This is a genomic window from Cutibacterium equinum, assembly GCF_028021195.1.
Classification (GTDB): Bacteria; Actinomycetota; Actinomycetes; order Propionibacteriales; family Propionibacteriaceae; genus Cutibacterium; species Cutibacterium equinum.
In genome coordinates, this window is sequence record NZ_CP115668.1 from 2,171,861 (window position 1) to 2,197,887 (window position 26,027).

13 protein-coding genes are annotated in these 26,027 nt (G+C 62.5%); 5 read left to right on the top strand and 8 right to left on the bottom strand.

Annotation, left to right across the window (positions count from 1 at the left end; all coding sequences use genetic code 11):
* Position 1: 1 nt before the first annotated feature.
* From O6R08_RS09915 to O6R08_RS09930, 4 genes are all read right to left on the bottom strand, one after another.
* Positions 2-5,857, bottom strand: coding sequence for a polymorphic toxin-type HINT domain-containing protein (locus O6R08_RS09915; RefSeq protein WP_271417956.1), 5,856 nt, complete (start codon positions 5,855-5,857; stop codon positions 2-4).
* Between the two features lie 104 nt (positions 5,858-5,961).
* Positions 5,962-10,263, bottom strand: coding sequence for an FtsK/SpoIIIE domain-containing protein (locus O6R08_RS09920; RefSeq protein ID WP_271417957.1), 4,302 nt, complete (start codon positions 10,261-10,263; stop codon positions 5,962-5,964).
* A 64-nt stretch (positions 10,264-10,327) separates the two neighbouring features.
* Complete coding sequence (locus tag O6R08_RS09925; RefSeq protein WP_271417958.1) at positions 10,328-11,602, bottom strand: hypothetical protein; 1,275 nt, start codon at positions 11,600-11,602, stop codon at positions 10,328-10,330.
* Positions 11,599-14,034: a hypothetical protein gene (locus O6R08_RS09930; protein WP_271417959.1), complete on the bottom strand. Its 2,436-nt coding sequence runs from the start codon at positions 14,032-14,034 to the stop codon at positions 11,599-11,601. Before O6R08_RS09930 ends, O6R08_RS09925 begins: the two co-directional genes overlap by 4 nt.
* A gap of 581 nt (positions 14,035-14,615) precedes the next feature.
* On the opposite strand from O6R08_RS09930, the gene O6R08_RS09935 reads away from it, so the two are divergent.
* The 3 genes from O6R08_RS09935 (at position 14,616) to O6R08_RS09945 (ending at position 18,022) form a co-directional block, all read left to right on the top strand.
* Positions 14,616-16,577, top strand: a complete 1,962-nt coding sequence (locus O6R08_RS09935) for a serine/threonine-protein kinase (RefSeq protein ID WP_271417960.1) — start codon at positions 14,616-14,618, stop codon at positions 16,575-16,577.
* A 151-nt stretch (positions 16,578-16,728) separates the two neighbouring features.
* A complete protein-coding gene (locus O6R08_RS09940) occupies positions 16,729-17,010 on the top strand; it encodes a pyrophosphorylase (RefSeq protein WP_271417961.1) in 282 nt (93 codons plus the stop codon).
* Positions 17,011-17,497: 487 nt separating this feature from the next.
* Complete coding sequence (locus O6R08_RS09945; protein WP_271417962.1) at positions 17,498-18,022, top strand: hypothetical protein; 525 nt, start codon at positions 17,498-17,500, stop codon at positions 18,020-18,022.
* A gap of 147 nt (positions 18,023-18,169) precedes the next feature.
* Here the strand turns inward: O6R08_RS09945 and argS are convergent, their stop codons facing one another.
* Positions 18,170-19,840: an arginine--tRNA ligase gene (argS, locus tag O6R08_RS09950; RefSeq protein WP_271417963.1), complete on the bottom strand. Its 1,671-nt coding sequence runs from the start codon at positions 19,838-19,840 to the stop codon at positions 18,170-18,172.
* A 219-nt stretch (positions 19,841-20,059) separates the two neighbouring features.
* Between argS and O6R08_RS09955 the strand changes: the two genes are divergently transcribed.
* Positions 20,060-20,881 (top strand): aldo/keto reductase, encoded by an 822-nt coding sequence (locus O6R08_RS09955; RefSeq protein ID WP_271417964.1) that lies wholly within the window; start codon positions 20,060-20,062, stop codon positions 20,879-20,881.
* Between the two features lie 114 nt (positions 20,882-20,995).
* Here the strand turns inward: O6R08_RS09955 and O6R08_RS09960 are convergent, their stop codons facing one another.
* A complete protein-coding gene (locus O6R08_RS09960) occupies positions 20,996-21,625 on the bottom strand; it encodes a SanA/YdcF family protein (RefSeq protein ID WP_271419361.1) in 630 nt (209 codons plus the stop codon).
* Positions 21,626-22,074: 449 nt separating this feature from the next.
* Positions 22,075-23,757, bottom strand: coding sequence for a glucose-6-phosphate isomerase (gene pgi / locus O6R08_RS09965; protein WP_271417965.1), 1,683 nt, complete (start codon positions 23,755-23,757; stop codon positions 22,075-22,077).
* A gap of 255 nt (positions 23,758-24,012) precedes the next feature.
* Between pgi and O6R08_RS09970 the strand changes: the two genes are divergently transcribed.
* Positions 24,013-24,942, top strand: a complete 930-nt coding sequence (locus O6R08_RS09970; protein WP_271419362.1) for a hypothetical protein — start codon at positions 24,013-24,015, stop codon at positions 24,940-24,942.
* Between the two features lie 49 nt (positions 24,943-24,991).
* Here the strand turns inward: O6R08_RS09970 and O6R08_RS09975 are convergent, their stop codons facing one another.
* The gene (locus O6R08_RS09975; RefSeq protein WP_271417966.1) at positions 24,992-25,669 is read right to left on the bottom strand and encodes a bifunctional 4-hydroxy-2-oxoglutarate aldolase/2-dehydro-3-deoxy-phosphogluconate aldolase; all 678 of its coding nucleotides are present in this window, start codon (positions 25,667-25,669) and stop codon (positions 24,992-24,994) included.
* Positions 25,670-26,027: the final 358 nt, after the last annotated feature.

Below are 26,027 nucleotides of genomic sequence, written 5' to 3' on the forward strand. Positions count from 1 at the left end.
ACTACCGAAGAAAAGGGACATGACTGATCTTAATCTCCTCAGGAATGATCTTACGCGCCGCCCGAGCAGCCTCTTCTTCGGCAAATATCCAATGGATGGGCGTTGACCCCGCCGCCTCTAGCTGACGGCGGGCCGTTTTCACGAGCGGGCCACGAGCCCTACTCCAGTCCGCGGTTAGTAATTTCTCATATCCGAGCCCCTTGGCATCAAGGAGTTCTCCATTTTGGTAACCGTCAAACTCGACACCATTGACATAATAGCCTTCAGGCCGACCCGTGATCTGCAACTCATAGGCTCGAGCATTCGCACTGCCGTGATTCTTCGATGGCCCCCACTCCCCAGGCCCACCGAGACCACAACCGGTAGCGGTTCCGTTGTGTGCTAGGATCCAGCTGCTGTCGTCGGCTACGTAGTAGTTGTGTAGGTCTTTGACTGTGAAGTTGTAGACCGTGGCGATCTGGCCGGTGGCCTGGATCGACACGACGGTGACGAGATTACCAGTCTCGTCGTAGAGCTGGTCGCCGGCTCGTAGGTCCTGGGCCTCGACCCAGCCCTTACCATCGACGTAGAACGGGTGCACGGCGGTGGTGGTCACCGTGCCCGACTCAGTCGTCACCTGCCAGGTCGCGACCTGGTCATGAATGTAGGTGTCAGTGACCTCACCGGGCTCGGTGTGGCCCGTTTCCGGGTTGTACGCGGCGACCATGTCACCGGCAACAACATCTTCGATGTTCTTCGAGGTGCCATCAGCCATCAACACCTGGGTACCGGCCACGAAACAGCCGTGCCGGGACACATCGGTCACCGTGGACAGGGCACCCGCGCCACCACCCACCAGGCCCCCACCAGCAGCACCGACCGCCACAGCCTTCAAACCGCCACGCAGGGTATGGGGGCCAGGGCCGGCCCAGTAGGCCCCAGCCTGGCCGATACCACCGTCGATAGCACCTTCCGTCAGACCAGAAACCACGTTCTTACCCAGACACGTCGCCGCCTTACCGGCGGCCCACTTGCCAGCTGCAGCCCCCAACCCGCCACCGACCAGGCCGGCAGCACCCGAGACCGCAACCTCGCCCCACGTGACAGACCCCGTGGTAGCTTTCTGCGCGATCGTGTCGATACCAGCACCCAGCAAGACACCGCCCAGTGGCCCGCCCACACCCGTGGCCATGAGCACACCACCGGCAGCAACCATCGCGCCACCAGCGACGTATTCCCAGTTGTTCTTCAACCAGCCACCAGCAGCATCGGCAGCCTTGGCCAACGGAGACCGGGCCGCATCGCGATAACCCTTAAGATCTTCATCAGTGAGCGGGCGAAGCCCTAACGGGTCAGAAAAATTAACCGGATCATTACCGGCAAACGCATACGGATTACCCGACCAGCCAGCACCAGCCACACCCGGCAACGGATCAGTCGACAAAAACCCACGCGTGGCCGGATCATAGACACGCGCCTGCATCCACTCCATGCCCTGGACCAGCAACGACCCCTGAGCCGACACACCCACGTTCGTCGCGACCGCCCACGGATCCATCGGGTTGCCGCCGTGGTCACGCGCCGACCACTGCGGCGGAAGCCACGAGGCGTCAGGGCCATCGACCATGCCAGTGATACCAGCCTCGGTAACCACCGAGCGCGCCCCGTACTGGACCAGCGTCGGCATGAACGACGACGAGTCCCACCACACGCTGTCCTGATCGACGCGAGCAAGCTCACCCAGCGCGTCAACCCACAGCCGCTGTGTCTGCGCGGCGACCTTGTCGCCGTCATGGTTGATCTGCGTGATCGAATCCAGGAAGCCACGCGGATCCCACGTGAAACGACGCTCACCTGCCGGCCCCTGCTCGCGCACACGACGACCGGCATCGTCATAAGCGTAGGTGGTCGTGCCGTCAGGATTGGTCACCGACACCAGCTGCGAGGCGGCATCATAGGTGAACCGCGACACCGTCCCAGCCGCATCCTCGATCACCATCCGGCCGTTAGCGTCATACTCCCACGTGGTGACCAAGCCCTCGCTGGTCTGGGCCCGAACCAGCTGACCGGTCTGGTCGTAGGAGTAGAAAGTCGTGATGCCGTCAGTCTTGTCTGCCACGACCCGACCGTTCTCGTCACGGGTGATCACCGACTCGCTGATGAAGCCGTTGCGCTCGACCCGCTGGCGCACCACGGCACCGTCGGCGTACTCCCATGAGGCATACAGCCCATCAGTGAAGACGCTGACGATGCGTCCCAGCGAATCACGGTCGATGACCACCCGACCCAGACCCTCCTGGATGAAGGCGCTGACCCGATTGTTCGCATCATACTCGTACGACGTGGACTGCCCATTCGGGCGGATCATGCAGGTACGACGACTATTCTGGTCATACTCCCAGCGCACCCCCTGGTCGCCGCGACCACGCCACAGCAGGTTACCGCGGACATCGAAGCGCAACTCGTGGCGGGCATCACCCTCCACGATCGTCGTCGTACGACCGACGAAATCACGGGTGGTGGCAGCCAGCAGCGTGTCATTGACCCACTCCTCGACCTGGCGACCAGCCGAATCGTAGACCCACGACATCGACGCCCCCGCACCATCAACACGCCGAGTGACGCGGCCAGCCGCATCGTAGGAGTACCGCGTGACCCGCCCCAGCGGATCGGTGCTGGTCAGCAGACGACCCATCGGATCGTAGGTGTGCCGGGTCACCCCGCCCATCGGATCGGTGACCTCGCCGATGCGGCCCAGCTCATCGTAGGCGAAGTGGGTCACACCACCGGCGGCGTTAACAACCTCACTCATCTGGCCCGCCGCGTCGTAGCGGAAGCGACGCGTGCCGTACCAGGAATCCTGCGACCACACGACCCGGCCCAGCTTGTCGTACTTCAACCGCGTCAAGCCGCGCCCTGGCTCCCGACGCGCCACCGCACGACCACACTCGTCGAAGGTTGTCGTGACGCGCTCACCAGTCGGCCAGACCTCACCCTCGATACGACCGTCGGCGTCGTAGATCATCTCGTAGCGGTCACCGCCAGTCGAGATCGTCGCAGCCCAGCGACCACACTCGTCGTACTCGTAACGGAAAGTCTGGCCCATCGGCTGGGTGACGGCTACAGGACGACCGGCAAGGTCACGCTCAATCGAGGTGACACCGCCCGCCTCGTCAATGATCTCGACAGGTAGACCCGCCAGGTCGTAGCGGGTCTTAGTGGACGTGGCATCGGCGTTGATATGGCAGACCATGCGCCCGAGACGATCATAGACCGCCTCTTCGCGCTTGCCGTCATCAAGGTAGGCGGTCGGCAGGGCCATCTGGTTAGTTTCATAGCGCCGCACACCGCCAGTGGCATCGGTGGTGGCCTTCAACGTGCCCTCAGCGTCGTAGGAGAACTGCCACACCCCACCAGAAGCATCCTTCATGGACTGCATCCGCGACATCGCGTCGTAGGAGAACTGCCAGGCCGAACCATCCGGCAACTCGACCCTGGTCAAGTTACCCAGATCGTCAACCCGACGCTCCACTCGCCGTCCCAGCTCGTCGATCGTGGCCGACTCCTCGCCAGCCTCGTCACGCTCAACCTCCACACGCCCACCCAGCGGATCGACCGTCGCCAACAGCCGGCCACCAGCGGAATATTCGAAACGCCACACCGCGCCGTCGGGGTCGATGCGCTCGACGCACATGCCGCGCTCGTCGTAGCGGTAACGGGTGGTATGCCCCAGCGGCGTGATCGCCGCCACGACCCGGCCCTGTTCGTCGCGCTCCAACCGTGCGGTGTGACCCGCAGCATTCGTAGTAGAGACCAGGTCACCGTGGGCGTCGTAGCCCATCGTCAAGGTCACACCGGTGGGATCAACAACCTTGGTCAGCAGCGAACCGTCCCATTCCAGCACCGTGACCCCGCCGACCGGGTCAACGATACGCGCCGGGTTCCGGTTATCGCCCTGATAGACCATCTCGGTCACCGAAACCTGATCGTCGTTGATGACGCGGACCTCGATGAGGCGGTCCTGCTCGTCAAAGTCCTGTTCGATGCGGGCACCCGACACGGTCTGCTCAGCGATGACATGTCCCCGAGTGTCAAAACTACGCACCACGGTACGACCCTCACGGTCAGTGACCATGACCTGATTACCAAAGCGATCCCACGACGCCGACTGGCGGTGATCCTCAGCGTCAACGACGCCGACCAGGCGACCCTTACCATCGTGGACATAGGTGTTAGCGCGCGCACCGTCCTCGTCACAGACCACAGTCACCCGGCCCCCCAAATAGGAGTAGCGCGAGAGGCGACCATGTGGGGAACGCTGAGTGACAACACGGCCCTGCCCGTCATAGGTGTTGTCCACCTCGACCACACCATCAGCATCAACGACACGGCGCATCAAGCCTTGTTCGTTCCACTCGTACCGATGCGTAGCGGTATCACCAGTGGACTCAACCAGCCGTTCCTGCTCATCGTAGACATAGCCGACCCGGCGACCATCACTGGCCAATGCCTCGACAACGCGGCGACCATCCTGGCTCCACACCAGTTCGACTGCCCGACCGAACTCATGCTCCAGGCGAACGAGGCGATCCTCGGAATAAGTGAAGGCAACACGCGAGCCAAGACCCCGATCCTGGAAGACCGGCCGACCCGCCTGACTGAACGCGAAACTCCCGCCATCATTGTCACGGATAAGGAAAGCCACGCCGCCCATGCCAGTCGGCTGCTCAAGCCACAAATTCTCACACTGGGCGCGCCCCCAGCCCTCACCCATGCGACCAAACACGATATGACGCCCGTCAGCCTGGACCCAACGCGCCGACTCGTCCGTAACCACCAAGCGAGACTCAGCCAGGCTCGACCAGCCAGGACCAAAAGCCCCACACACCTGCGACATAGAGTTATACACACGGCCCCACTCAAGGGTCGCCGACCCACCAGTGAAACCCAAATCCACCTGCGGCTCAACAAAATTCCCCGTCGCCGCATTAACCGGATCATCAGCAAACCCCGACGTCGGCTGGCCACCCATAGCGGTGGGAGGATCGACGACGATGTCGTCGCGAGACGACGAGATGCCGCTAGCCTGCAGAGCCGCATCCAGCGCACTATTGGGCACCGCCATGCCCGTGCCGCCAGCATTCACAAAAAGCTCGCGCACCCTGTCGGCCCACGTGATCTCGTCAACGTTCGCCTTGTTCCACGCGGTAAGAGCGGCGGCGACACTAGAAGCATCAAAAGTCACCCACGAGCAGGATCGTGCAAAGGCGGCCAGCGCCGCATCTACCTTCCCCGGGTGGGGAAGCATCGAGTCATTCAGGCTGGCAGTCTGCCTGCTAAAGGACTGCAAATTGTCGGTGTTACCCGCAGATGTCCCATATGCACTACGTTGACCCTCAAGCGCCTTTCGCGGCGGCGGCGGCGTAGCCGGCGCCCAGGCCGTTGGACCGTCCAGCTTCTCAGAGAAGTTAGGCTCAGGCATGTCGTCAGTGTGGAGAACATCAGTGAAGAACTGGGCAAAGTCGCCTCGGTCCTTGCGACGCTGCGCCCAAGCGGCGGCGTCGGCACGGCGCTTGTTTTCGTCGCGGGCCGCCTGATCTAGGGTATCGATTTTAGTAGCCGCATCGTCGAGGTTGCTAGCGATCTCGTCGAGGTCATTCAACTGCTGGGTCCCGTTGGCCTCGAAAAGTTCTGCGTAATACCCTTCGAAGCCCTCAGAACCCTTGTTACGCGCAGCTGCCCGTGCCCCCCGCTGGCCGCGGAGCGCCGATGCGGCAGCACGCAGCACCGAGCGAGTCTCAGACGCGACGCCAAAGTCATAGGCGACGGGCGACATGCCGGACAACTTGTCGAGATCGTAGTCGTCGGAATTGGCCATGGTTCAGCCTCTCGGGTGGGACACTAGAGTGTTGACGAAATACCAGGAAGCAATCTAACGCCTCAGAAGCTCACGCCAGCAGGCTTTCCCTGAGGTTATCGATGTCAGAAGGTGCTGCCGGTAGGCGACATCGCCTGGATAAGTGCCCCCTGGCCGCCCATGCATGCGTAGCCTCGGCCAGAACTGATCCGCACCGGAGCCGAGCGTGGGACCGTGATGCCCAAGAGTTCACCATCGTAGTCACGATTGGGGACCAGCAAGACCCCGCAACGAGACTTACGCACGACCTTCGTCCAATGCGAGTACAGACTACGCAAGTCGTCTGAACGTCCCGCGGCGATCACATGGACGTGCGGCAGATTTGATCCCACCAGGTCCGTGATGGATTGATCTGCATCGTCGAAGCGCTCGGCGTCATCGATGAGCAGGACTAACGGCGCTGTCCGCATACGCGCGGCCGCCACCAGCGCCGGAATCTCGTCGGGGTCAACCGCCACGTTGTCAAGATCGGAAGAAGCGATGGGGGAACGCTTGGAGCCGATACCCCACACAGCCAGGTCGGTCCCTTCTGCCACCGCGCTCGTACGCAGCGACTCGGCAAGGCCCATCAGCAATGTCGACTTGCCCGATCGAGCGGGGCCGGCGATGAGCATGTGCTCACCTTCGTAGAGCTCGAGATACTGCGGGGCCATGTCTGCTTCCCGGAGACCGATAGGGATCCGCCATGGCTCATCGCCCAAGTGCGCTACCGCGTCTAGTTCAGTCACGCTGACGTGGCCGGGCAGTTCCCGAACCACCTGCTCCTTATTGGGTGCGCCCCAGCGGTTCGCAATGACTGCCACCGCGTCAGACAGCGGAACAGAAGGGGTTGCGACGTGCGTCTGCAGCTTGGTCACACTAGGCACGCAGCGGCCGGGAACCGGCGACGGGGCCTCAGCGGGTTTCAGGCCACCTGTGCTGTAGTCATAGGGGTCAGCTAGGCGGAACATCCACTTCTGAGTGGTGACCTCGTCGATGGCGGAAGGGATAGCGCGTGCCCGGCTGGTCGTGATGACAAAGTGCATGTTGAGATCTGGGCCGTCAGCGTAGGCGCGGTACATCCCCTCCAGCAGAGCCATGCCTTCGAAATCTTGGTACTCGTCACGCAGGGCGGCCAGCCCGTCGATGATGACAACCATGCGCCGGTACGGCCCCGAGGTGGCCCGACGGGTCTCAAGCTCCTGCCGGAGGAAGCGCAGGAGGCGCATCTGCTTCTCACGTCCGCCTGCTCCCGAACCGACATAGGCCGACGTATGGGGCAACTTCTCAAGGGGTTCGAGGTCGCGGGCACCCATGTCGAGCACGATCAGGTCAAGATCCTTCGGGGCGTAATGCTGCGCCAAGGTCAGCGCGACTGTCGCGCAGGCCGTCGTAGTGCCAAACCCCGGGATCCCGACCAGCATGAGGTTTCCACCGGCCATATCCCAACCACCAGGGATCTGGCGCTGGCGGTCCGGGTCGTCGGAGACCGCGAAGTTGACCTGCTCTCCAACGACCTCGCCCGCCGTTGGGAGGGGTGGGCGTCCCTCAATTGGCCCTGTCTCGAAGCCTGCTAGATCGACTCGTTCGCCCAGCGCCTCGGGCCACACGGGCCGCGGTGGGGCGTAGCCAGCTTTCTCGTTCGCCTCGACAATCGCGTCGATCAGCAAGTCCAGATCGGACTTAGCGTCCTTGCGCGTGGGCTTGGGAGGGTTGGGGATCGGCACACCGTCACGTAGCTCTTGGATCTCGATCGCGTTGTCCTGGTCATTCTGCGCCGCACCTGTAACCAAGGCGGTCTGGACCGGAGTGATGTCGTCCTGGCCGAGCTTTACGTATGCGCGCCCCTTCTGCGCATTGGCGATAGCGGCAGCGTCGGGAACACCGATAACGTTGTTAGAGTCCTCGCGGCTTTGCACACGCAGCGCTACGCGAAGGTTGGTGTTAGCGAGGATGTCGTCGTTGACAACCCCGGCAGGGCGCTGAGTGGCAAGGATCATGTGGACGCCCAGAGTTCGCCCGACCGTGGCGACGCGCACCAGTGAACTCAGTACTTCCGGAAAGTCCTTGGCCAGCATGGCGAACTCGTCGACGACGAGCAGAAGGCGCGGAAGCGGCTCTGAAGGCTTAGCCCGGATGTAAGCGTCGAGGTTGTCGACTCCCTCGCCAGCCGCAGCGAACAGTCGCTGGCGATATTCCATTTCAGCTTCAAGGGCCCGTAAGGCACGGTTGGCCAACTGCTCGTCGAGGTTGGAGATCGTTCCGATGGTGTGCGGCAGGCGCTCACAGGCAGCGAAGGCCGCACCGCCCTTGAAGTCGATTAAGATGAAGGTGAGTTTCGTCGGCGCGTTGCAGGCTGCCAGGCCAGCTACCATTGATCGAAGGAACTCCGACTTGCCGGAACCCGTCGTTCCGCCAACCAGACCATGCGGGCCGTCCTTGACGATATCGAGGCTGTAGACGCCGTTCTCGCCAACCCCCACCGGGGTGGATACTCCCCGGGAAGTCTCCCAGGCGTGGAGGATCTTGCCGGCCGTCGGGGCCTCCAAGTCGATGAGGGGCGGTAATCGCACCAGGCTGGGCAGGGCGGCACCCGGAGTCTTGAGTTCAGGGTCTTCAAAACGCGCAAGGTCGAGGGCGCAGCGCTGGGCGCGTTCCAAGGTCACACCTGCGAGGACCACGTCGTCGACCTTCTTGAGATCATCCGGGCGGGTCACTGTCGCGGCTGCGTCATCAGCCACAGTCACGACGACCGTACAGGCCGCAGGAAGTTGATCTTCCGCCGCTGCGATAACAATCCCCGAAACCTCCCGGGACATCTCACGTGCGGAAGAAGCCTGCTTATTCATATGACGCCCAAACCCCAGCAGCGATCGGGCGGGAGACTCGCGGCCCTCCGTGAGGACATCGGAGTCGAGGACAAGCAATACCGACATCGTCGGATGGGATTGGATCTCGTCACGCAAGCCACGCAGCATTTCGTTGGAACGCTGTCGAGCGTGCGAAAACCAGCGATCAGCCGAGGCGTTGCCGAGGCGCCGCGTGTGCGGCAGCCATGTTGTCCACTCCCAATCGGTTTCACGGCCCTGGTCGCAGAAGACGCCGATCGTGACATCAGCCGGGCCAGAATGAACCGCGGCTTGGCACACGAGGCTGCGTGCAAGAGCGAGAGCTCCGTCACGGTCGCCGACGATGCCGACGACTCCAGCGTCGCTGAGGTTGACCTCGACAGGCGAGCACGGAATCATGCTGGCCGCAATGACCTTGCGAACTCGCTCATCAGGCCTGCCTGCCCCAGAACGTTCAACGGGCGGATCCCATGGCACAGCGCCCATCCCTGCGTGGAGACTAAGGAAGTCGTGCGCGCCAAAGCGGCGCTGCCACAACTGGGTGGTGGGGATCGCCGCAACACGAAGTGTCGTCGCTGGGTCTGGGCACTCGACGCGCCGCCGCGCGGCTTCTTCGGATGCAGCCTTGGCCAGGTCCCGACGCAACGTCTCGAGGGCGAGCGCAAAGCGCTTGTCCTCAGCCTTGCGTTCCTGCTTACGGCGCGACTTCTGCTCATACCACGAGCCGACGGCCATCACCGGGCTCAGAACCGCAAACATGGCGTACATGGGGTTTTTCATCACCACGACCATGGCGACCGCCATGACCAGGGGCACGACCACCGCAATGATGTTGAACTTTGCGCCGTCAGGGATTTCCTTGGGCTCGGGGCAGACAATCGGATCCGGCCGTGGAGGCTGGCCAGGGCGCGGAGGCCGGTTAAACGGCGCCGTACCTGCTGGGGTGACATTGTGCAGCGATCCAGCGCGCGGCGCGGGATTCTCCTGAAGGCTCTCACGCAACAGCAGGGTCGAGCCGCCCACGGCCAACGTGGTATCGACGGCGACAGACTGCCCTGCGGATGAGTCCACCTTAAGCCCGTCGGCCTCCGAGGAATACGCAAAGGTGCCGTTCGTAGAACCCTGATCGATGACTCGAAGACCAACATCGTCACGCTGGATGTGGACGTGATCCCATGAAACGCTGGCGGAAGCGATCGAGAGGTCGGCATGAGGAGAACGGCCGATGGCCAACGGTCGGTCAACGGGAGGCTGCAAGACACTGCCAGCCTCCAAGCCTCCAGCCTGGGTGATACTCCACCCCTTCAGAGGAAGCGCCGGACGCAAGGGTTCGCGAGAGATACGCATGCCATCGAGCAACTCCAGCCGAGCAAGCAAACTGTCGGCGCGGACCTCTCGGTCGTCAAGCCACAGAGTACTATCCGCAGCCGGACGTGTGCCGGTCACATTCTCGACCAAGTCAGCCAGGGTAGCCTTCGCGGAGAAGCGAGCCACATCTAGGTCGCGCTGGACTGAGTCGAGATTGAACTGAAGGCGCACGCCTACTCCTTCTACATGGTTGTCAGGGATGGTGGAGCGCGACCCCGAGGGACGCTTACGAACGCTATGGCCGAGCAGGGAACCACACAAGCGGAGCCACCCCCGACGCCGGAGCTGGCCGTAGCCCAAGTGTGTCTTGTCCGGAACTGAGGGGAACTACGCGGTCCTTCGGGAACGCTGCCGGGCGCGTGAAGTCCAGCGGGCTCCCAGTAATTCCCTGGTCATATCCAACGGTCATGTTGGCAAGACTGGCCGACACTGCACCAGAGTCCTTCACCTGTGCCTTCTCCACTGCGCGCACCAACGCCACGACGGCGTCGTGGCTACGGCTATCGGCTACTGCGGCGACAGCGCTGAAAGAGTCATCCCCTACCGGGTTCTTGGCACCGGGATCGGCGGCCAGCAAGCGCAGTCCGGCGAGATAAGCCGACATGGATCGGGCCGCTTCGTCGGTGCCCAGGCTCTGTGCGTCACCGCTCGCCGCTCCGACGGAAAAGAGCTCGGTGGAAGCAGTGCCATTGGCCTCCACAAGCCCCTGGTAGAAGCCGGGGCTGAGCGCCTCAGGCGTCAGCACGACGGGAACGTGGGAGCCGACGCCCTGGATTAGTGCGACGGTCTGGCCCAGCGTGAGAGCCGGGCCCGCAGCGACGATCCCCTGCGGCTTACTCCGGCCGAGAGTCTTTGATAGGGCCTTGGCAGAAACGCTGCGGTCGATCTTCGGGTCGAGCGGCAGTATCCGGGCACCCTCGATCCCCTGCGGGATCTTCCCGCCGGCATTGATAGTCAGCAGAGGATCCAACTTTTGCTGCGTGATCAAGTTGGCCATCACCGCAGCGATGTCCTCGTCACTCGGCCCGGTGCTCCACGCGCCGGTCGGCAACGACGCTACATCGGAGTAGTACGGCAAGAGCACTGGGGTGCCGCTGTGAGCCGCAGCCTTCACACCCGCAAGGAGGTGATCGCCGGTTGATGCATATACGATGCCGCTGACGTGGGCCTTGCGAGCCTTCGCGACGGCCTCCGCCGAGCCCGATGCGGTCCCGTGATCGTCGAAAACCGTCAGACTGATCTTTGTCCCCGACATCGCGAACCGATGGATTGCAACTTCGGCGCCAGCGGCAGCATCGCGCCACTCGCTGCCTTGCCCGGGATCAGAGGACAGCGTCAAGATCAGCGCAATGCTCGTGTCCTTCGGCACGTCGGCATGCAATTGAACAGGTACTGAAGCGGCCGGGAGTTGCGGCTTTTCCCGGTGCTGCATGCTCCACACCCCCCAACCGGTTACGGCGACAACAAGAACTGCTGCTGCGATGAGAAGGGCGTGAAGACGCTTACTCACTTGGTGGGTCCGATCGTGAAGTTGTAAACCGTTTGGGTGCCGGCGCCAGCAGGAACCTTGGCACGGAATGCGGGAAGTTCCCCCTGAGACTCCGTAGCCGCCTTCAACTGGGCCTGACGCATCAGAAGTGTATCGATGTCGCGGCCTCGCACCGAGGCATACTCCGTCGCCGCCCCCGAGGCCATGGCTAACTGGTAGTCGGCAGAGCCGACCTTGGCTGAACTAGTAGCCATGGCACCGAGCAGACCGCGACCCTTGACCTTGCGATCGCCGAGGTCCAGCAACACCTTGTTCAGGTCAGCCTGAAGTAAAGCACCAGCGCCAGACAAGTCACGCGAAGAACGCGAGAAACTTGACGCGATGTCAGCCAGATTGGTTTTGACCATCTCGTCAATGGCCTCTCCCAACTTGGCACTGGATCCAGCCAATTGGGCGTCTTCCTCCCTAATACTCTTTGTCCCGTTGCGGGAGATAGTCACGCTGGCGGAATTGAGGCCCTCAACCGACGCAACGAACATGTTGCTGACGCCTGATGCGTCAACCAAGGTGTCCTCAACCACGCGTCGCTGAGTCTGAGTGATGGATGTGGCAAGGTCCGCGCGTGCGTTTGCCGTGGCGCGACTGAAGCCTTCCGTAATTGCGGCGCTTAGACCTTCCTGTTGCGCCTGGAGCGCCGTCAGACGGGGGCCCATGTGGTCACGGCCTTCCGCCAGGCTGGTCACCGCCGCCTTCAGTTCCTGGCTATACGAGTCGGTGAAGGTATGGCCTTCTTTCAATGCAGCGATGCCACCGTCGATCCACTTGATGGCGAGGTTAAAGGCGTGATACGTCGTGGGATCGTCATCCGGAGCATTTACCACAGTCCAGTTGATAACCTCTTGCCATGCTGCAGACTGCTTCTCGAGCAGGCTAATGGCCGCATCAATCCCCGCCAGCTGATCGGTCAAGCGCGTCCGCATGTCATCGGTGGCCTTCCACTTGGCCGGGCGCTGGGACGCGCGGGTCCTCCGGCCAGTGCACGTCGTCCCTGTCGACATCGCGCGCAACTGGTCGCGCGTGTAGGGGGCAGAGGGGGCTGCCGGAGTCGGGGTTGGGGTTGTCGGAGCTGGGGTCGGATCAGGGCTAGCCGAGGGGTCCGGGGTGGCCGACGCCGAGGCGCTGGGGCTGCTCGTCAGGCTGGCGGTGGGCCCCAACTCGCAGACGCCGTCGGCGATGGCCTCCATTTGAGCCAGCATGCCGGTGGCGGGGTCGGCGATCTCGGTCCTCTGGGCTCGCAGCCTTGCCAATGCCACATCCACGTCGGACTTTTGACCTTCGGCGTGGCGGTGGAGGGTAGTCATGCCATCCTCAATGCGGCCTTTCGCGGTTCGAAGGTCGTACAACGCTTCAGCGTAGTGACCATCCATTACTCCACCATGACCAGCGAGGCTCTCCAAGTCCTTCACACCACTGTTAAGTTCTTGAAAGCCGGTTATCGCATCATTTACGGCCGTTGGGTCCAGGCTAGCGACGAGTTTCTGCCCCTCCTCGTTGATCTTGAGCAGCGAGTTGTCCATCGTCATTTGGGTCATGCGCAGGTCACACGTGACCGAGCCCGACGCACGAGGGTCCATGCACTGCTCCACAGTCGGCGTAGCCGGACCGACGGTCAGCAACAGTTGTCTGACCACCTGCGCCCGGCATTGATCAGTTGCGGTCGCATAGCCGTTCAACTGGCTAGAAACCTGCATGAGGTTGCCGTAGACGCTCGTGGCGGCGTGAGGAGTTGCCACGGTCGACGCGCAGCCCTTCGAGTCGACACTCGGGGTGGGCGGCGTAGCTGTCGTATCGCCGAGCATGGCGTCCATCATGGCCACCGTCGACTGCATCTTGGAGAGCAGCATAGAGCGGCTGCTATTGAGAGTCGTAGACAACTGCTGATTGAGGCTCTTGAGTTGCTGGTCAAGGTACTTGACCGATGCCGCGACAGACGTCGTCGACCTGTTCAACTCGGCGATGGACTTGTCGCCCAGTGTCTTGGACGAGGCATCAAGATTAGAGCGAACATCGCCGATGGTCTTAGACGAGCGCGCCAGAACTTCATTGACCTGGCCGATGAGTTCGATGGTCTTGCGTTGCAACTCAATCTCAGAACCGGTGTCCTGATTAAACGACGAGTCCAGCAGAGCGGCGACAGAAGGATCGGTGACTAGGCCAGGCTGGACCGAAACGTTGAAGGTGGGGATCTCAAAGTCCTTGACGTCGGCGACCATGCGCAAAGTGGCGTTGGCATTCAACTGTGGCGGCGCCAGGATGGTCGCCCACTGCACGGTGGCCATTCCCCGCGAGTTGCGGCTAAGAAGCCCGTTTGTAACCTTGGCGTCGGTGAGGTCACCTGTGACAACGCCACCCGCAGGAGTGTTGTTCAAGACAGTGGAAGCGACGACTGTCATCGGAGCGCCAATGAGCGCAGTGCGGGTCTTACGGACGCCTGCGACGTCGTAGGCGACCTCGCGGGGTTTGACAGTGAGGTTCTCTACGGCCAGATCAATCTCGATTCGGCCACTGTAGCCCTTGAGCTCGTCAAGATTGGTGCCCGACCTATCCTTCGTTCGATAGGCGGTCTGAACGCGTACTGGCAGGTCACCTACGACCTCGCGTGGAGGGAAGGACGTTGTTACCGTGGTGGCCTTGGCAGGATCATCGGCAACCGACACGGTGGTGCTGCCGATGGTCTGGATCGACGCATCAGGCCCCATTCCCACCTCAACTGACTGCAGGACTCTGTGGACCGGCCCTTGACCCACATCCTTGGCACCGCACCCAGTACCTGCGGCCATCAACGCGATTGCTACAGCACCTGCGACAAGTCTGCTGCGTAGCGATGATCGTCCAGAGTCCTGTGAAGTCATACCGGTCCCTTCCAGATGCCAAAATCCCCGCTAAAGCATAGGCCCTGGAGGTTCACCGCCACACGATAGTCTGAGGCGCGACAGGATTTCGGGCCGGCGTCGGCATCGTGAGGATGAAGAACATGGAGTTCACTGCCCCGTTGGGGGCCAACTACCGCCTCGGGGACACACTGGGCCGTGGTGCGGCTGGTGAGGTACGGCTAGCCCAAGACGCCCGCACTGGCGAGGTGTTGGCGGCGAAACTCTTACACCGCGAACATGCGCAGGATCCCAAGTTGGTTGAGCGCTTTGTCCGAGAGCGTTCGCTGCTCATGAATCTTCATCACCCGAACGTCGTCGCGATCCACGACCTTGTCGTCGAGGGCGAGCAGTTGGCCATCGTGATGGATTACATGGACGACGGCTCCCTGCGCGATGTTCTACAGCATCGTCGAACCCTTCCCCCGGCACTCGCCCTGGTTGTCATGTCGCAGGTCTTTGACGCCATGGCAGCAGCTCACGCTCAAGGCATAATTCATCGCGACATCAAGCCGGACAACGTGCTGCTGGAGAAGGGCTGGGAAGACCTCCCCGGCGACGCAATCAAGGTCAGCGACTTTGGCATTGCTGGCATCCTGACTGCTCGTGTTCGCGCTACCACAGGCCTCCTCGGGACGCCGGAGTACATGGCACCTGAGATGATCACGACGGGCGACGGTGGCGCAGCAGCAGACGTCTACGCAGCTGGCGTCATGCTCTACGAGTTACTGGGAGGTCGCACCCCATTCGCCGGGCCCGGAACAGACTTTGCCGTCGCATACCGGCATGTAAGTGCCCTCGTGCCGCCCTTGCCGGTTTCTGAGGAGGTGGCGTCTCTTCTTACCAGGCTCCTTGACAAGGCGCCCGCCAACCGTCCCACCGCCAGTCAGGCTGCGGCGGCGCTGCGGAACGCTTCGGCCCACTGCCAGAACCAACCTGCGCTAACGCCGATAAGTGGCCCCGAAGACTTCGTGATGGAAGAACGGCCAGCAACCGCAGTTCGTGGCATCGTCACGGAGCGGCCCGCTGAGTCGCATGCGCCCATCACAATGGGAGAGGCACCCGATGTCGGCCGCGCCGAGGGTGCAACGATGCTTCGGTCTATGGCCCTAGTCCGAGCGCCGGAGCCCATCGCTGACCAGCCAGAACCCGCCCTGGTACTCGAGGACAACGAAGCCCCTTGGTACAAGAAGCCACAGCAACTCATCAGCGTGATTCTCGGGACTGTGCTGGTGGTAGGTGGTCTTGTGTGGCTGTCAATGACCATGAACAATCATGGCGACAAGCCGACCAACACGGTCAGCGCGAAGGCGGCTTCCGTCGATACCACGCTACCCAGCGGCCTGACGGTGCAGCGGTCCGCTGAGTCCAATGAATCTGGTGGGGCCGTCCTCACTTTTACCTTCTCCGCTCAGAAGGCTGAACTGCACGGCCCGATTCTCCAAGTCATCGGACCTTTAGAACAGGGCAAGCCCTGCCCGACCCTGTCATGGCAGGGAGATGTCAAGGCGACCCCCCACAAGGCGTCAACTACTGGCATCCAGGCCACGTGCGGCTGGAGTATCGATGATCTCACCATCCATAAAGGGGCCAGCGTCACCGTGAAGGCGGAGATCCTACCGGAGAATGGCTCAGCTCAGGACCTCCAAAAGTGGCTCGATGATCAGGCTACGGCTACGCAGAAAGCGATCACTGACGCGGAAACCAAGTCGGTGGCCTACCCTGTCCAGCGCCTCACTGATATCCAATTGATCGTCCCGAAACGCGCGGTTGGAGGCGAGACGATCCGCATCAGTCTAGTGCCTGTGTGGCCGAGCGGACCTGACCAGTTGAACGTGCTCTATCGCAGTCCCGCAATGGGGGAGGCCTCGACGATGCTCCAGACGGTGGGCGGCGAGAACACTGTTCGATTTGTGGATGGATGTGGCGGGGCTGTCAACGTCTCCGCCGATGGCCTCGTCGTCACAGCGGTCAACCCGAATCCCAAGTGTACGGTGCGAGCCAGCGTGGGTAACTTCACTGACCTCACGTCGCCTGAGTTTGCGATCGTCCCTCGAGGCGGCTAACAGGTAGTTATTGGGGAAGGCGAACCGGTTGAACCATCTCCCTGATAACGTCCTGCTTGTCTTACGCAGTTGGCTTTCCCACCGGGTAGGCCCTCCGCTAGACGTACATCATTAGCCCCGGCCCCACGGCCATCTAACCCAGGAGCAAAGAATGTCCCGAGTTCTTTCTACGGAAGAGGCCAAGTCGGCCATCAGCCAGATCCAGAGAATCATCCAGGGTGGTCTCAACGACCAGATCCAGGCGCTCGACGTCCAGGGCCAGATCCTGAGCCAGCCGAATGTCTGGGACGGCCCCCTGGCCCAGCAGTTCCGCTCAGAGACGTGGCCGCAGACCAAGTCCGCCCTTGACAAGGCCCAGCAGGAACTCGAGGAGTTGCGTGCCCAGTTGGAGAAGATCTCTCACGACATCTTCACTGCTGGCGGCGGCGCCTGAGCGACGCACCTCACGCTACTCGGCGTCGGCGGCCAGCTGGGCCGCCGACGCTTTTTGTTATCGCCCGTCATCGGCCCTTGGATCGCCTGGACATCTGGCGCCAATCACGGATAGACACGTGCTCTGCCGTACAAGGCGTTCTGAGCCCGACGATGAGATGGACCTTGCGTAGTTGAGCCGTCATACTGCCCCCTGGGAACAATGTGAGGGCTCAACTCCTGGGCGCGACTTGATCGAGTATGTCCTCCCAGTACCCAGTACTGCGGGCGTTGTCCACCATTGCAATCGCTATATCGATCGGCGGACTCTCGCGCCTATGAGCTGCAGATCACAGGCCGGGCTGACGGCTGCTGAGGCGGTGCGTCGGTTAGTTCCTGTGAAGATTAAGATCAGTCATGTCCTTGTATTCGATAATCTCGTTGTCTTGAACAGGAGATGATTTGTGATGTGGTCACTGGAGTGTGCTTGGCGGCCGTCTTCTCCGAGAATGGAGGAGGTTGCTGCGCGCGTGGTTGAGTGGTGTAACCAGGTAGGTGGTCTTTATCCTGAGTTGAGCGAATGGCGATTTACCGCAGACTCGAAACGGGCGGAGTTGGCCACACAATTGGCTACCGAGCATGAGTTGGCCCGAAGTCTCGTGGCCGACGGGGGCGTCGCGTCTATCTGGGCCCCGCAGGGTCATCTGCGCGTGGATGTCAACGCGGATGAGTATGCGAAGCGGAAGAATTTGTTTCGCTTTGTGGCAATGGGGAGATCACCGGGCGCCGTGGACGAGGATGATGAGGATGTGGCCATGATGATGACAGAGATGGCCTGTCGCATTTTTTCGCCTGAGTATGTCAACTGCGGGAACGCGAAAGCGGAGCCGATGATTGACGACGATGCTCTTGTGTCAGCGGTGAACTATGCGCGGCGAGACATATATGATTCGTATCCGGATTTCGTGCGGGCGGCGCGGGTCATACGTACCACAGCGGAGGGAGTGTTCTTCGCTCGCCCCGAGGAGGACTAACAGGTACTCGCGGATTGAAGGCCTCGACACCCTCATCTGTGAAAAGCCCATATACCGCGCAACACATACCTTTTCCCACCGCACCGCAAACGTGAATACCGCGGCCACAATGGGCCGCGGCATTCACATCGTCAGAACGTACAATGATCACATTCGATCCGGGGCGTCAATACCCAACAAGTCCAGACCGCGAGCGAGAACTCGACGAGTAGCCGCGCACAGAGCCAGGCGGGACCCGCGCACCTCACCGGTACTACGAAGCACCGGGCACTGCTCGTAGAAGACCGAGTAGGCGCCAGCCAGCTCGTAGAGGTAGGTGCACAACTTGTGCGGGGTCAGGTCGTTGGCGACGACCTCGACAACCTCACCGAAGCGCGACAGCAGCAGGGCCAGCTGCTGCTCGGCCGGCTCGTCGAGGACGCTGATGCGACCCCACACCATGGACTCCAGGTCGGCCTCGGGGTCGACGTTCGGGTTCGCCTCGGCGGCCGCCTTGCGCAGGATCTGGGACACGCGGGCGTGGGCGTACTGCAAGTATGGGCCGGTATCACCGGTGGTCTGCACCATCCGCTCGGCGTCGAAAACGTAGTCCTTTTGCAGACCGTTCGACAGATCGGAGTACTTGATGGCGGCCAGGGCGATATTCGGCGCGGCGTGGGTCTCGGCCTCGTCGAGCAGACTGGCCAGGCTGACCGTGCCACCCTCACGAGTCTTGAACGGACGACCGTCGCGGCCAAGAACCATGCCGTAGCCGACATGCTGGGCCTCGACGTCGTCAGGCAGGAATCCGGCCATCTGAGCGACCTGGAAGAGCATCTCGAAGTGGTGACTCTGACGCACGTCGGTGACATAAATGATGCGGTCGGCCTTGAGCGTGTTGACGCGACGACGAATAGCGGCCAGATCAGTAGCGTCGTAACCGAATCCGCCGTCCTTCTTGCGGACGATCATCGGGGCGTCCTGGCCCTCGACGAAGACACACAGGGCACCGTTGTCCTCGACGGCCAGGCCGTCGGCCTCAAGCTCGTCGACAACCCTCGGCAGATCGTCGTTGTAGGTGGACTCACCAGCGAGGTCCTCGTCAGTCAGCAGCACCGAGAGTCGAGCGTAGTTGGCGTTGAATCCCTGGAGGGAGACGTCGATGAGGATGCGCCAGATGCGCAGGGTCTCCTCGTCGCCACCCTGCAACTTGACGACGCGACGACGGGCGCGGTCAGCGAACTCGGGATCGGCATCGAAGGTCTTCTTGGAATCCTTGTAGAGCTGCTCGACCTCGGGCAGGTCGAAGGTGGAGACGTCCAACCGGTTCTCGACGATGTACTCCACGAGCATGCCGAACTGAGTGCCCCAGTCGCCCAGATGGTTCTGCGGAATGACGGTGTGACCCTGGGAGCTGAGTACCCGATTGAAGCAGTCGCCGATGATGGTCGAGCGCAGATGGCCGACGTGCATCTGCTTGGCGACGTTGGGGGCCGAGTAGTCGATGACGACGCGCTGAGGCTGCTCGACCTGGACGATACCGACGTGGGGGTCGGTGATGAGGTCGGATGCGACGCGGGCCAGCACGTCGGAACGCAGCCGCAGGTTGATGAATCCCGGGCCGGCAATGTCAGGGGTCTCACACAGGTCCTCGACATCGAGCTTGGCGACGATATCGGCAGCGACGTCGCGAGGCGGGCGTCCTTCCTCCTTGGCCAGCCGCAGGGCGACGTTGGACTGGAAATGCCCGAACTGTGGCTTGGTGGCGGGGCGCAACTGAGGATCAGTACCGGTGACGGCCTGGATCCGGGCAGCAAGCTGAGTAGGAAGAGACGACATGGCGCCATTCTCCCACGGCGTCGATCAGCTTCTCCACCCGGCGCGAGGCGGGCTGGAGAGGGGTCGGCATGGGCGGTGACACCGCGGAACTCCCATACTGACGCCCAGACGATGAGCGGAGGGGGACAAGGGTCGACGCCACCGTCGGGGAACAGATGAGACCGTTCCTACGTTGTCCTTGATGACCAAGCACGCGATCACCGATTCACAAGGAGGATCATGAGCGTTCCCACCATCACTCTCAACGACGGAATTACCATCCCCCAGCTCGGCTTCGGCACCTGGCAGGTTCCCGCCGACGAGGCTGAAAAGGCCGTCAGCAGCGCCTTGGAGGCCGGTTTCCGTCACATCGACACTGCCGCCATCTACGGCAACGAGGAGGGAGTTGGTCGTGCTCTCGCCGCCTCTGGTCTGGATCGCAAGGACCTCTTCGTCACCACCAAGCTGTGGAATGACGCCCACCACGCCGACGATGCCCGCAAGGCCATCGAGACCAGCCTGTCCAAGCTGGGCCTCGACCACGTCGACCTCTACCTCATCCACTGGCCTGCCACCGTCAAGTACGGAGACGCCTACATCGAGGCCTGGAACGCCCTGCAGGAGTTCAAGTCCGAGGGACTGACCCGTTCCATCGGCGTCTCCAACTTCAAGACCGAGCACCTCGACGCCATCGAGGGGGCCACCCCGAGCGTCGATCAGATCGAGATGCACCCGTCGTTCAACCAGGCGAGCTTCCGCAAGGAGCTGGCCGAGCGCGGCATCAACCCGGAGGCGTGGAGCCCGCTGGGCCAGTCGAAGGACCTCGACAACCCGGTGCTCGCCGACATCGCCACAGCGACCGGCAAATCCCCGGCCCAGGTCGTCATCCGCTGGCATCTGCAGATTGGCAACATCGTCTTCCCGAAGTCGGTGACCCCCTCGCGCATCGTCGAGAACTTCGACGTTTTCGACTTCGAGCTGTCCGACGAGCAGGTTGCCGCCATCGACGGCCTGGATCACGGCAACCGCATTGGTGGCGACCCGGCCACTGCCGACTTCTGATCCGACGCGAACTGAGGCGACGCGGGGACGGCTCGTCCCCGCGTCGTCGTTGGTGAACCTGCGTGGTTTTGTGACCCTGTCAGCGCTGCGGTCCCGCATGTGACGGGTTCCGCGTCAGGCTGCTTTGAGGGCTTTCTCCACACCGTCCTCATGCTTGCCCAGAACCGGGTCGCGGTGGGAGATGACGTCGATGATCATCTTTCCGCGCGCCCCGAACTCGCGGGCCCATCCTTTCCACCACACCTTGTCGCGAGGCTGCGAACGGTCCGGGGTGCCAGTGGCGTCCAGACCGGTCATTCGGCAGGTCGCGACGGTACGAACCTCGTGGTAGTCCTGGGTCACCATGATCGCTCGATCAACCCCGAAGATCCGTCGAGCCCGAACACAGGTGTCGTAGGTGTCGAAGCCAGCGAAATCCTCGACGATCTTGGCTTCCGGAACCCCTTTGCTGATGAGGTAGTCCCTCATCGCCTTGGGCTCGTTGTAATGGGTTTCTCGGTTGTCCCCGGATACCAGGATCACCTTGGCCTTGCCGCTGCGGTAAAGATCCGCGGCCACGTCGAGGCGTCCTCGCAAATAGGCCGACGGCGCGCCCGAGGGCAGGACTTGGGCGCCCAGGACGATGGCGACGTCGCGCGGTTCGGTGTCAGCGACGTCGTGGATACGCCCGGCACTGAGCCCTCCCGCCAGCCCCCAAGGCCCCAACAGCGCGACAAGGGCAACAATGCATGTCGACACGATCACGGTGCGAATTGGGTGTCGGCGGCGCGAACTCACCCTCCCACTGTATAACCCGTGTGCCACCTGCGGCGTGCGCCCCTGCGATGGCGTGTGGGAGCACGAAAGAGGTCACGACCACGCCAGGCCGCCTACCCAAAACCCTGTCGCTCGTCCTAACGCTTGCCGATCTTGCGAAGGATCGCCACCAGGAGACCAATGATGACCGCGAGAATAACGACTGCGACAACCAGCACCGCGATGATCAACAAATCATTCGACATCAACTACACACCAATGACCTAGACCTTTCATTCAGCCAACAAACAGTAATACTCATTAAGTATTACTTCCTCGTTGAAGAATCTTGTCACGGCCACAGATCAAACGAAACGTTCACGACCTGTACGAAAGTACAGATTTTCTCGGGGTGGTGTTTGACGGCATTAACACCGCCAAACACCACCCCGCCGTGATCACTGCCGATGCTCGCGGTACCAGGTCACCAACGAGGCTGTGGAGGAATCCTGGGCCTTCAGGGCGTCGTCGTCACCGGAAACGGCCGGGGCGATCTGGAGAGCCAGCTTCTTGCCCAGCTCGACACCCCACTGGTCGAAGGAGTCGATACCCCAGACGACGCCCTGCACGAAGGTGATGTGCTCGTAGAGGGCGATGAGCTCTCCAAGAACCTTCGGGGACAGTTCGTCGGCCATGATCGACGTCGTCGGCTTGTCGCCAGAGAACATGCGAGCCGGGACGATGGCCTCATCAGTGCCCTCCGCGCGCACCTCGTCAGCAGTCTTGCCGAAGGCCAGGGCAGCCGTCTGCGCGAAGAAGTTGCTCAGGAACAACTCGTGGACGTCGGTGCCGCCGTCCTTGGTCGGGTGGGCCGGGTTGGCCACCGCGATGAAGTCGGCGGGGATGAGGCGGGTGCCCTGATGGATGAGCTGGTAGAAGGCGTGCTGGCCGTTGGTGCCCGGCTCGCCCCAGAAGATCTCACCGGTGTCGGTGGTCACCGCCGAGCCGTCCCAGCGCACCGATTTGCCATTGGACTCCATCGTCAGCTGCTGCAGGTAGGCCGGGAAGCGGTGCAGGTACTGGGCGTACGGCAGCACTGCGTGGGAATGGGCATTCCAGAAGTTGACGTACCAAATGTTGAGCATTCCCATGAGCAGCGGGACATTCTGCTGGGGGGCAGCGGTGGCGAAATGCTCGTCGACGGCGTGGAAACCAGCCAGGAACTCCTCGAATCCCTTCGGGCCGATGGCCACGGCCAGCGAGGTGCCGACGGCCGAGTCGACCGAGTAACGCCCGCCGACCCAGCTCCAGAATCCGAAGGCGTTGACCGGGTCGATACCGAACTCCTCAACCTTGTCCAGGGCGGTCGAGACGGCGACGAAGTGCTTGGCGACGGCTGCGCGACGAGCGTCCTCGCTGTCCTCGATGGCACCGGAGGCGACCAGGCCGTCGAGCAGCCAGGCGCGCACGCACCGAGCGTTGGTGAGGGTCTCGAGGGTGGTGAAGGTCTTGGAGGCGATGATGACCAGGGTGGTCTCGGGGTCAAGATCAGCGGTCTTGACGGCGGCGTCCGTCGGGTCGATGTTGGAGATGAAGCGGCACTCCAGCCCCTCCTTGACGTAAGGCTTGAGAGCCTCATAGGCCATCACAGGGCCAAGGTCGGAGCCGCCGATACCAACATTGACAACGGTGCGGATCGGCTTGCCCGTGACCCCCTTCCACTGGCCAGAACGGACCTTGTCAGCAAAGGCATAGACCTTCTTGAGCACCTCGTGAACATCGGCGACGGCCTCCTGCCCATCGACGGTGAGGGAGTCGGACTCGGGTCGACGCAGAGCTGTGTGGAGGACGGCGCGGTCCTCGGTGACGTTGATGTGCTCACCGGAGTACATGGCGTCGCGACGCTCAGCGACCTTGGTCTGGTCGGCAAGCTCGAGGAGGACGTCTCGGATCTCGTCAGTGAGGAGGTTCTTGGACAGGTCGACGTGCAGGTCGGCGACGTCGAGGGTGTAACGCTCGGCGCGTTTCGGATCAGCGTCGAACAGGCGGCGGAGCTTGTGCGGTCCGTCGGCGAAGGCCGTCCTCAGGTCAGTGAGCTTTGCCCATGCGGGAGTCTTGGTGGCATCAATGGGAGTCTGCATACCCCCAGCCTAGGAGATGGGGTGGGCATGGTGCCCTCGATGCCTGTCATCAGCTGCTCTCGCCTATCATGTTTCCGATCAACCAAAGGAGGACGCGTGGCCGCGAGGTATCGCCGGGCTCTGGCCCTGACGTCGGTTCTCGTCGTCTTCACCATGACGATGCTGACCGGGTCAGTGTGGTCGGTTCACCTGCCCTGGTCGGCGTCGACGGCCCACGCCGCCCCGCCAGGCGCAACCCCACCTGGCGATCTGTCGGTGAGCGCAACCTTCGACCCCTCAGGCACCATGCGCACCACAGGGACCTTGAAAACCCAGACCGGACAAGCAGTTTCGGGTGCTCCCATCAACCTGGCGGTGGACGGCAAGATTCTCGCCGTCGCGGTGACGAACAACGACGGAACATGGGCCAACACCTTCCGGCTACCGGCCTCGATCCAGGGCGGCAGCCACGAGCTGTCAGCGACATTCGATGGCGGCGCTGGTATCGGGGCAGCCTCAGCGAGAGGCAGTTTCACAATCGCTCCAAAGGCCACCGTCCTGACGGCAACCGTGACACCGCCGACGGCCACGCCAGGAACGTTGCTCAACATCACAGGGGTGGTGACCCTGCCAAACCACCACCCTGTCACCGATGGTGCGGTGACGATTTTGCTTGGCCCTGACGGCCGTGATGCTCTCACCGCCCCCACAGATGCGCGGGGCAATTACCACGTCACGGCCCAGGTGCCGATGGACGCCCCCGATGGTCCCTTCACGGTCACAGTCAAGCTCGTGGACTCTCGGTACGCACCGTCTCAGAAAACCATGACGGTGCAGGTGAAGTCAGCAACTCCAACCCCCACCCCGACGCCAACCCCAACTCCCACGCCGACCCCGACTCCAACCCCCACGCCAACGTCGGCAACCCCGACCCCGACACCCACCGAGGACAACGGGGAATCCCAGGACGGGCGGATACCGTCGACCTCATCCAGCCCGGTTCCGGTGACGCACCGCAGCGTGCTGGATGCCTTCGGCGGGAGCACACGGTTGTTGATATTCGGTGTCGTTCTCGGCTTCCTGGTGCTCGGGGTTCTCGTCGGGTCGTTCACCTACAACCGCGGCGGCAAGGGCAAGGGCCGCTCACAGAACCCTGATGACGCCGGCTCCCTCTTCGACGACTGGGACCACTCACAGCGACACTGACACCGGGCAGCCCGGCACAGCAACGCCGGCGCCCAAGACGTGACCCGGATCAGGCCTCGGCGTCGGCAACGACCTGCAGAACCGACCGGCAACGCTCACGCAACGCCGAGACGACTCCGTCCGCGCACACATCCCCGACGAGAACCTCGTCCAGACAGACCGCCAGGGCACCGGAGGCCAGCCACCGACGCAGTGCGTAGGACCCGACTCCACCGCGCGGAACAAGGGCAACGCCAGGTGCCATGGCGGTGAGGATGTCGCCGTAACTGGCCGAGCCCATGTCGGCGGGGGCGACCTGGACGGCATCGGCACCGGCAGCCCACGCTGCGCGGACCTCGGTGGGCGTCAGGGCGTCGGGGGCAGACGGGATCCCGGCCTGCCGTAGGGCGTCAAGGAGTTCGGGTGTGGCGGCAACGGGAAGGGCGAAGGCGACCTTGTCGTCAACAAGTCCTTGAACGTCGTCGACGGTCATGACGCCGTGGACACCAATGACGGCGCGACGACGGTAAATCTTGAGCACCGCGCGACGGCGTTCGGCGTCGGCAACGGGGAGGGTGAAGGCACGGACCTTCTCCTGAATCATGACCTCGATCGGAGCCATGAGGTCCGACGAGGCGACGTCGGGGAGAACGGCGATGATCTTGGACGCCCTCACCTCGTCGGGGAACACCAGTCGTCCGTCGGTGGGGACGTCGATGGGACCAGGCTCGTCAACCTCTGCGCTCATGGATCACATCATGCCCCATCCTGGCGTCGGGGGTGAGGCCCGACCAGCTGAACCGTGGTGAGACCCAACCAGCCGAACCAGGGTGAGACCCCGACCAGCCGAACCAGGGTGAGACCCCGACCAACCAAATCCCTGCGCCGTGCATCCGATTCACCCCCTCTCCCCCTAGCTGCGCCAGTTGTGTCCCACCTGCGCCTCAAAAACCTGGCGCAGGTGGGACACAACTGGCGCAGCTGGAACCGGAGCGACGGTCGGTCGACGCAGGAGAACCCAGGTTGACGCAGGAGGACGCAGGTTAACCCGGGACAACTCGGAGGAACACAGGAGAACACAACCGGCACCGGTCACGTCCGAGCCC

What these genes read in the sequence shown, in the direction of transcription:
- argS (WP_271417963.1), bottom strand. Translation starts at nt 19,840, where the DNA reads ATGTCGTCTCTTCCTACTCAGCTTGCTGCCCGGATCCAGGCCGTCACC.
- O6R08_RS09945 (WP_271417962.1), top strand. Translation starts at nt 17,498, where the DNA reads ATGGAGGAGGTTGCTGCGCGCGTGGTTGAGTGGTGTAACCAGGTAGGT.
- O6R08_RS09955 (WP_271417964.1), top strand. Translation starts at nt 20,060, where the DNA reads ATGAGCGTTCCCACCATCACTCTCAACGACGGAATTACCATCCCCCAG.
- O6R08_RS09930 (WP_271417959.1), bottom strand. Translation starts at nt 14,034, where the DNA reads ATGACAGTCGTCGCTTCCACTGTCTTGAACAACACTCCTGCGGGTGGC.
- O6R08_RS09975 (WP_271417966.1), bottom strand. Translation starts at nt 25,669, where the DNA reads ATGAGCGCAGAGGTTGACGAGCCTGGTCCCATCGACGTCCCCACCGAC.
- O6R08_RS09915 (WP_271417956.1), bottom strand. Translation starts at nt 5,857, where the DNA reads ATGGCCAATTCCGACGACTACGATCTCGACAAGTTGTCCGGCATGTCG.
- pgi (WP_271417965.1), bottom strand. Translation starts at nt 23,757, where the DNA reads ATGCAGACTCCCATTGATGCCACCAAGACTCCCGCATGGGCAAAGCTC.
- O6R08_RS09940 (WP_271417961.1), top strand. Translation starts at nt 16,729, where the DNA reads ATGTCCCGAGTTCTTTCTACGGAAGAGGCCAAGTCGGCCATCAGCCAG.
- O6R08_RS09935 (WP_271417960.1), top strand. Translation starts at nt 14,616, where the DNA reads ATGGAGTTCACTGCCCCGTTGGGGGCCAACTACCGCCTCGGGGACACA.